This window comes from Angustibacter aerolatus (genome assembly GCF_054776675.1).
Genome location: NZ_BAAHBM010000042.1, coordinates 22108 through 29927 on the forward strand (window position 1 = coordinate 22108; position 7820 = coordinate 29927).

Annotated in this window: 7 protein-coding genes and 1 pseudogene; 3 read left to right on the forward strand and 5 right to left on the reverse strand. The window is 74.4% G+C overall.

Annotation, left to right across the window (positions count from 1 at the left end):
* The first annotated feature begins 124 nt into the window (after positions 1–124).
* Together ACYVI6_RS11210 and ACYVI6_RS11215 are read left to right on the forward strand one after the other, a co-directional pair.
* Positions 125–1210: a right-handed parallel beta-helix repeat-containing protein gene (locus tag ACYVI6_RS11210; RefSeq protein WP_460446451.1), complete on the forward strand. Its 1086-nt coding sequence runs from the start codon at positions 125–127 to the stop codon at positions 1208–1210.
* A 105-nt stretch (positions 1211–1315) separates the two neighbouring features.
* Positions 1316–3394 (forward strand): putative bifunctional diguanylate cyclase/phosphodiesterase, encoded by a 2079-nt coding sequence (locus tag ACYVI6_RS11215; RefSeq protein ID WP_460446452.1) that lies wholly within the window; start codon positions 1316–1318, stop codon positions 3392–3394.
* Between the two features lie 4 nt (positions 3395–3398).
* Here the strand turns inward: ACYVI6_RS11215 and ACYVI6_RS11220 are convergent, their stop codons facing one another.
* Together ACYVI6_RS11220 and ACYVI6_RS11225 are read right to left on the reverse strand one after the other, a co-directional pair.
* Positions 3399–4652, reverse strand: coding sequence for an MFS transporter (locus ACYVI6_RS11220; protein WP_460446453.1), 1254 nt, complete (start codon positions 4650–4652; stop codon positions 3399–3401).
* Between the two features lie 67 nt (positions 4653–4719).
* On the reverse strand, positions 4720–5157 hold the full coding sequence (locus ACYVI6_RS11225) for a MarR family winged helix-turn-helix transcriptional regulator (RefSeq protein WP_460446454.1): 438 nt from the start codon (positions 5155–5157) through the stop codon (positions 4720–4722).
* Positions 5158–5212: 55 nt separating this feature from the next.
* Here ACYVI6_RS11225 and ACYVI6_RS11230 point away from each other — a divergent pair, with 55 nt between their 5' ends.
* On the forward strand, positions 5213–6238 hold the full coding sequence (locus ACYVI6_RS11230) for a S66 family peptidase (RefSeq protein ID WP_460446455.1): 1026 nt from the start codon (positions 5213–5215) through the stop codon (positions 6236–6238).
* Positions 6239–6254: 16 nt separating this feature from the next.
* On the opposite strand, the gene ACYVI6_RS11235 is transcribed toward ACYVI6_RS11230, so the two are convergent.
* From ACYVI6_RS11235 to ACYVI6_RS11245, 3 genes and pseudogenes are all read right to left on the reverse strand, one after another.
* Positions 6255–7079 (reverse strand): alpha/beta fold hydrolase, encoded by an 825-nt coding sequence (locus tag ACYVI6_RS11235; RefSeq protein WP_460446456.1) that lies wholly within the window; start codon positions 7077–7079, stop codon positions 6255–6257.
* Between the two features lie 20 nt (positions 7080–7099).
* Complete coding sequence (locus ACYVI6_RS11240; protein ID WP_460446457.1) at positions 7100–7456, reverse strand: nuclear transport factor 2 family protein; 357 nt, start codon at positions 7454–7456, stop codon at positions 7100–7102.
* A gap of 89 nt (positions 7457–7545) precedes the next feature.
* Positions 7546–7820, reverse strand: a pseudogene (locus ACYVI6_RS11245) (hypothetical protein); the annotation flags it as partial.

The following is a 7820-nucleotide window of genomic DNA, read 5'->3' on the forward strand; positions in this document are numbered from 1 at the left end:
CCTCTACCGCAACGAGCCGTTCGCCGGGCCGTCACCCGTTCGGCTAGGTTCCCTCGAACTCGTGACACCAGGATGTGTGGCGAGGCAGGATCTGGGTCGAACAGCGAGCCCTCGGGGGGCCTACATGCACGTCCGCACCGCACTCACCGCCGCGGCACTCGGCACGCTCGCGCTCGTCGCGACCGCGCTCGGCACGGCGGCACCGGCGTCCGCCAGGGCGGGGCTGTCCTGCGGCGACACCGTGACCAGCAGCCGCACCCTCACTCGCGACCTGACGTGCGAGGGCCTCGGCCTGGTGCTGGCCCCGGGCGTGACGCTCGACCTCGGCGGCCACACGGTGCGGGGCAACGGGTCGGGCACGGCGGTGCTCACGTCGGCGTCCGGCACGTCCGGGGTGAAGCACGGCACGGTGCGGGGCTGGGCGACGGCGCTGCTGGCCGGCACCGGCTCGCCGCCCGACGACGGGCAGCCGCCGAAGCTCGTGGTCTCCGGCGTCACCGTGCTCGACAACGGCACCGGCGCGTCGGCTGAGTTCGGCCGGCTGGCGATCGACCGCTCGACGTTCCGGAGCAACGGCGGTGCCGTCTTCTCGTTCTACTCGGACGTCTCGATCAACCGCACGTCGATCCGCGACAGCGACTTCGGCTACAACGGCTCGAACGGGTCGCTGACGCTGCGGGCGTCGGTGCTCGACCGCAACGACATCGGCGTCCGCTGCACCGAGAACGCCTGCAGCCTGCGCGAGAACCACGTCTCGCACAGCAGGACGGCGCTGAGCACGTTCGCCGGCGGGTCGACGTCCCGGCTGAACGTCTTCAGCGACAACGACGTCGCGGTCTCGAGCGAGCAGGGCGGCGGCGTGCCCGATGCGCTGCGCTACAACCGCTTCGACCGCAACAAGGTCGCCGTGCGCGTCGACCAGGACGGCGCCGTGCTCCTCGAGCGCAACGTGTTCCAGGGCAACGGCACCGGCATCACGACGGTGGCCGGCGTCGAGCGGTACTCGCTCACCGCCAACCGCAACGTGCTGACCCGCAACCGCGACGCGATCGTGCTGCCGGTCGCGGGCGCGCAGCTGGGCGGCAACGTCGTCGTGCGCAACACCCGTCGCGGCGTCTACGCCCCCGGCGCCGTCGACCTGGGCGGCAACACCGCCTTCGCCAACGGCAGCCGCCCGCAGTGCACCGGGGTCGACTGCCGCCGCAGCTGACGCGGGCACCCGGTCAAGTCGGGCGCGCCCGCACCCGATGACCTCTGCGTGTCCGTCTCCGCAGGTCGTCCGACCAGGCGCCCGACCCGGCTCGCGCTCCCCGCCGTGCCGGGTCTGCTCGGCGACCCCGTGGCCGGGCTGCTGACCGAGGGCGTGCTGCTGGTCGGCGCCGACGGGCGGGTCGAGCAGGTGAACGCGGCCGCCACCCACCTGCTGGGTGACGACCTGGTCGGCGAGACGCCGTCCGGGCTCCTCGCTCCTGCCCTGCGCGCCGACGGCCGGCCGGTGCGGGACGGCGACAACCCCGTGCTCGTGGTGCTGGCCACCGGCCGCGCCAGCACCCAGCTGCTCAGCTGGCCGGTGCCCGGATCCGCGGCCCGCCAGCTGCAGGTGCGTGCCGTGCCGCTGCCGCCGGTGCCGGACGACGTCGACGTGCCGCCCGCCCCGCGCGCCGTGGCGGTGGTGGTCACCGAGGTCGAGGGCGACCTGGAGGGCATCCGCGCGCTGCGCGACCGCGAGCACCTGCTGGGCGTGGCGCAGCGGATGGCCGAGCTGTCGGTGTGGCGCTACTCGCTGGGCAGCACGAACGTCGAGTGGCTGGACGGCGGGCAGCGGCTGGCCGGGCTCGACGACGAGCGCCGCGGTCTCGACGCGTACCTCGAGGGCATCCACCCCGACGACCGCGCGGCGCACGACGCCCTGCTCTATGGCCTGTTCGCGCAGGAGGGCAGCGGCGAGGTCGACCTGCGCTACCGGTGGCAGGGCGGCTGGCGGCACTGGCACCTGTGGGCCGAGTCGGTGCTCGGCGCCGACGGCCAGGTCACCGCGCTGTGGGGCACCACCCAGGACGTCACCGCCCGCCGCGAGGCCGAGGCCGCGGTGCGGCACCTGAGCATGACCGACGCCCTGACCGAGCTGCCGAACCGCGCGCAGGTGCTGGAGCGGCTGGGCACGGCGCTGTCGGCGGTGGGGCACAGCGGCTCGACCGCCCTGCTGGTGCTCGACGTCGACCACTTCGCCGGCGTGAACGCCCGCCACGGGCAGAGCGTGGGCGACGAGCTGCTGGTCGCGGTCGGCGGCCGGCTGGCCGCGGTCGCGGACGAGCTGCGCACGGCGGGCCGGCTGAGCGCCGACGAGTTCGCGGTGCTCGTCGAGCACACCACCCCGGCCGAGGCGCTCGAGCTGGCGCACCGGCTGCACCGCGACCTCTCGCGGCCGTACCTGCTGCCGGGCGCGGGCGAGCCGCTGACGATCGGCGTCAGCGTCGGCGTCGCGCTGCACCGCAGCGGCGAGCGGACGTCGGCCGGTGAGCTGTACCGGCACGCCGCGCTGGCGGTCGACGCCGGCCAGGCCGCGGGCGGCGCAGCGGTCGTGCCGTTCGACGAGTCGCTGCGGGCGGTCGCCGCGCACCGCCTCGATCTGGAGCAGCAGCTGCGGACGGCGCTCGTCGAGGGCGCGGTGCGTCCGGCGTACCAGCCGGTGCTGACGCTGGGCGCCACGGCGGCGGACGACCGGATGACGTCGTGCGAGGCCCTGGCCCGGATGACCGCCGGCGGCCGCGCGGTGCCGCCCACCGAGTTCGTGGCGGTCGCCGAGACCGCCGGTCTGGTCGTCGACCTGGACGTCGCGGTGTTCAGCCAGGCCGTGCGCGAGGTGCTCGAGCGCCCGCCGGTCGCCGGGTTCGGCGTCGCGGTGAACCTGTCGCCGTTGTCGCTGCAGGTGCCCGGCATCTCCGGCCGCATCGCGACCGCGCTGCAGCAGTCCGGCGTCGACGGCCGGTCGCTGCGGGTCGAGATCACCGAGGGCAGCCTCGCCGAGCCGACCAGCGTGCTCGTGCGCAACCTCGGCCAGCTGCGCGAGCTCGGCGTGCAGCTCGGCCTCGACGACTTCGGCACCGGCTACTCGGCGCTGGCGTACCTGCGCCGCTTCGACCTCGACTTCATGAAGATCGACCGCTCGTTCGTCGCCGACGTCACCCTCGACCGCCGCTCGGCCGCCGTCGTCCGGGCCGTCGTCGACCTCGCGCACGCTCACGACCTGCACGTGGTGGCCGAGGGCATCGAGACGGCCGAGCAGCTGGAGTCGTTGCGCGCCATGGGCTGCGACATGGTGCAGGGGTTCCACCTCGGGCGCCCGATGCCGCTCGACGCGCTGCGCCGAGCGGCCTCGACCGGCACCGCCTGACGGCTCAGGCGTCGGCGGCGGAGAGCACCTGCGCCTCGTCGACGCCCTGCTCGGCCGGCTCGTGCCGGTCGACGTGGGCCAGCACCCGGCGTCCGCTGAGCAGCACCAGCACCCCGACGGCGGTCGCCCCGGCACCGACGTAGAACGACAGGTGCGGGCTGACGGTCTCGCCGAGCTTGCCTGCGAGCCAGGGGGCCACCGCGCCGCCGGCGAACCGCACGAAGCTGTACGCCGCGCTCGCGGTGCCGCGCTCGACCGGCGCGGCGACCATGACGGTCTCGGTCACCAGCGTGTTGTTGATGCCGAGGAAGATCCCGGCCACCACGACGCAGACGACGAGCACCGGCTTGTGGTCGGTGAAGAGCCCCATGACCGCCAGGTCGAGCGCGAACAGGGTGAGCGCGACGGCCACGACGCGGATGGTGCCGAACCGGAGCTGCAGCCGCGGGGCGACGAACACCGAGGCGACCGCGAGGCACAGGCCCCAGCCGAAGAAGATGAAGCCGATCTGGTGCGCCGTCATGTCGAGCGGGAACGGCGTGTAGGCGAGCAGGGTGAAGAAGCCGAAGTTGTAGAGCAGGGCGGTGATGCCGACGGTGAGCAGGCTGCGGTGCCGCAGGGCGCGGAACGGGTCGGCCAGCGACGTCGCACGAGCCGGCTTCGGCAGCGACGGCAGGAAGACGGCGATCGCGATGAAGGCGATGGCCATCAGCGCGGCGACCCCGAAGAACGGGCCGCGCCACGAGATGCCGCCGAGCAGGCCACCGACCAGCGGGCCGGTGGCGATGCCGATGCCCAGCGCCGCCTCGTACAGGATGATCGCGCTCGCGACGCCGCCGCTGGCCGCGCCCACGATGGTCGCCAGGGCGGTGGCGATGAACAGCGCGTTGCCCAGGCCCCAGCCGGCGCGGAACTCGACGATCTGGTCGATCGTGTCGCTGTGCCCGGCCAGCGCGCTGAACACGACGATGATCGCCAGGCCGCCGAGCAGCGTGGGCTTCGGGCCGATGCGGCTGGCGATGACGCCGGTGACGAGCATCGCGACGCCGGTCACCGCCATGTAGCTGGTGAACAGCAGCGACACCTGCGACGGCGTGGCGCCGAGCTCGCGCGAGATCGGCTGCAGGATCGGGTCGACCAGGCCGATGCCCATGAAGGCGATGACGCAGGCGAACGCGACCGCCCAGACGGCCTTGGGCTGGTGCAGGATGCTGGCCCCGTCGCCGGCGGACCGGGACGTGGCGGGTGACGCGGGCATGCGGTTCCCCTCGGTGGTGGTGCGGCGTCGGTGGGGCGTCGCGGGTGGGTTCGTCGTGCGGCTGGTGCTACCCGGCCTCGCCGTCGACCAGCCGGGCCAGCACCGTGACGCCGTCGGCCAGCGCGCGGCGCGACGCCTCGTCGAGCCGCTCGAGCCGCGGCACCAGCGCCTCGGCGGCGGCGGTGCGCACCTGCGCCAGCACCTGGCGACCGGCCGGGGTGATGGTGACCAGCACGGCGCGGGCGTCGACCGGGTCGGCGCCGCGGTCGGCCCAGCCGCGCTCGGCGAGCTTCTGCACCAGGGTGGTCGCCGTCGGCTGCGAGACGCGGTCGAGGGCGGCCAGCTCGCTGACCCGCAGCGGGCCCTGCTCCTCGAGCTGGGCGAGCGAGCGCACCAGGGCGACGGGTGCCGACGCGCCCGAGACGCGCGCGGCGAGCCGGGTGAGGCGGGCGCTCGTCACCAGCAGCTGCGCGGACAGCTCGTGGACGTCGGTCGGTGCGGGCACGACGTCCACTTTACATAGGCATGCTATGCGTGTCGAGTCCTGCCAGACTGCCGCGGTGACCGTGCGCTTCCCCGCCCCGCTCCGCCCCGGCGACGTCGTCGGCGTCACCGCGCCCTCCAGCGGCGTGGCACCCGGGCTGCGCGGCCGGCTCGACGCCGGGGTCGACGTCGTGCGGGGGCGCGGCTACGACGTCCGGCTCGGCGAGTGCCTGCTCGGCGGCACGCACGTCAGCGCGCCGGCTGCCACGAGGGCCGCCGAGCTGCAGGCCATGCTGCTCGACCCGGCGGTGCGGGCGATCGTGCCGCCGTGGGGCGGCGAGACGGCGATCGACCTGCTGCCGCTGCTCGACTGGCAGGCGATCGCCGCCGCCGAACCGACCTGGGTCGTGGGGTTCAGCGACGTCTCGACGATCATCGCGCCGCTGACGCTGCGCACCGGCGTCGCCACGGTGCACGGCAACAACCTCATGGACACGCCGTACCGGCCGGCCGACGGCACGCTGTCGTGGCTCGACGTGTGCGCGCTGCCCGCGGGCGCGACGTTCACCCAGCGCTCCCCCGGCGCGTACCGCAGCGGCGGGTGGGACGACTACGCCGGCGACCCCGGCGTCGACCGGATGACGCTCGACGCCGCGGGCGGCTGGACCCGCCTCGACGGCGGCGGCGACGTCAGCGCGCGCGGCCGGCTCGTCGGCGGCTGCGTCGAGACGATCTGCAACCTGGCCGGCACGCCGCTGCTCGACACCACCGCGCTGGCCGCCGACGCGCCGGACGGGCTGCTCGTCTACGTCGAGGCGTGCGAGGACAACGCGTTCACCATCTGCCGCAACCTGCACGGCATGCGGCTCGCCGGCTTCTTCGAGCACGCCTCGGCGGTGCTCGTGGGTCGCACCGGCGCACCCGACGCACCCACCCTGTCGCAGCACGAGGCGGTGCTCGACGCGCTCGGCGTCCTGGGCGTGCCGATCGTGGCCGACGTCGAGTGCGGGCACGTGCAGCCGTTCCTGCCGCTGGTGAACGGCGCCTCGGCTACGGTCGTGCACACCGCCGCCGAGTCGACCGTCACCCAGACGCTGGCCTGAGCCCGCGTCGTCCGACCTACGAGCGGATGAACTCCAGCAGGTCGGCGTTGATCGTCTCCGCCTCCGTCGTCGGCATGCCGTGCGGGAAGCCGGGGTAGGTCTTCAGCGTGCCGTTCTGCAGCAGCTCGGCCGAGAGCGGGCCGGAGTCGGCGTACGGCACGACCTGGTCGTCGTCGCCGTGCATCACCAGCACCGGCACCGTGATGCCGCGCAGGTCCTCGGTGAAGTCGGTCTGCGAGAACGCGACCACGCCGTCGTAGTGGGCCTTGGCGCCGCCCATCATCCCCTGCCGCCACCAGTTGGCGATGACCGCCTCGGACGGCTCCCGGTCGGGACGGTTGTACCCGTAGAACGGTCCGGACGGCAGCGCGCGGTAGAACTCGGAGCGGTGCTTCGCGACCTCCTCCTGGATGCCGTCGAAGACCGACTTCGGCAGACCGCCGGGGTTGGCCTCGGTCTGCACCATCAGCGGCGGCACGGCCGCGACGAGCACGGCCTTCGCCACCCGCGACTCGCCGTGCCGCGCCAGGTAGCGCACCACCTCGCCGCCACCGGTCGAGTGCCCGACGTGCACGGCGTCGTGCAGGTCGAGGTGCTCGGTGAGCGCGGCCAGGTCGTCGGCGTAGTGGTCCATGTCGTGGCCGTCGGCGGTCTGGCTCGACCGGCCGTGGCCGCGCCGGTCGTGCGCCACGACCCGGTAGCCCTGCTGCAGGAAGAACAGCAGCTGCGCGTCCCAGTCGTCGGACGACAACGGCCAGCCGTGGCTGAACACGATCGGCTGCCCCTGCCCCCAGTCCTTGTAGAAGATGTCGACGCCGTCGGGCGTGGTGATCGTGGGCACGTGGGTCCTCCGGTGGTGGGTCAGTCGGTGAGCAGCATGGTGTAGAGCCGGGTGATGCGGCCGTCGGCCACGAGGGCGACGTCGACGCCGCGCACCACGGGGTCGCCGTCCGGCGGACCGAACGCCCAGGACTGGTGGCCCAGCTCGTGGTTCACCAGCGCCGGCCCCTCGGCGCGGAACACGAAGCCCGGCGCGTCGTCGAGCAGCCGCTTCGCCTTGGCGTCGAGCGCGTCGTGGCCGGTCACCACCTCGTCGGGGTCGGAGAAGACGACGTCGGGCGCGTACACCCGCTCGACGGCGGCCCGGCGGCGCGCGTCGTCGCGCTCGCCGAATACCTCCAGCAGGGTGGCCCGCATCAGCTCGTCGACCGTCGCCACGTGGCGTCCCTCCGCTCGGGTGCGTGTCTCGACGGACGCTAGCGGGCCGCCGGGTGTTTCGGAACGCCCTGCAGGTGAACGGTGTCTCCCTACAACCCGAGGTACTCGGCCCACACGTGCAGCAGCGCCGTCGAGCGGTGCGGCGCCCAGGCCGCGGCGGCCGCGGCGACGGCGGCCGGGGTGTCGACGACGCCTGCGGCGACCAGGGCCCGGCGGGCCGCGAGGTCGGTCGGCAGGAAGACGTCGGGGTCGGCGCGGCAGCGCAGGTCGCAGGAGTCGGCGGTCCACGGCCCGACCCCCGGCAGCGCGAGCAGGGTGGCGCGGTCGGGCAGCCGGTCGCCGTGGTCGCGGACCGCCGCGGCGC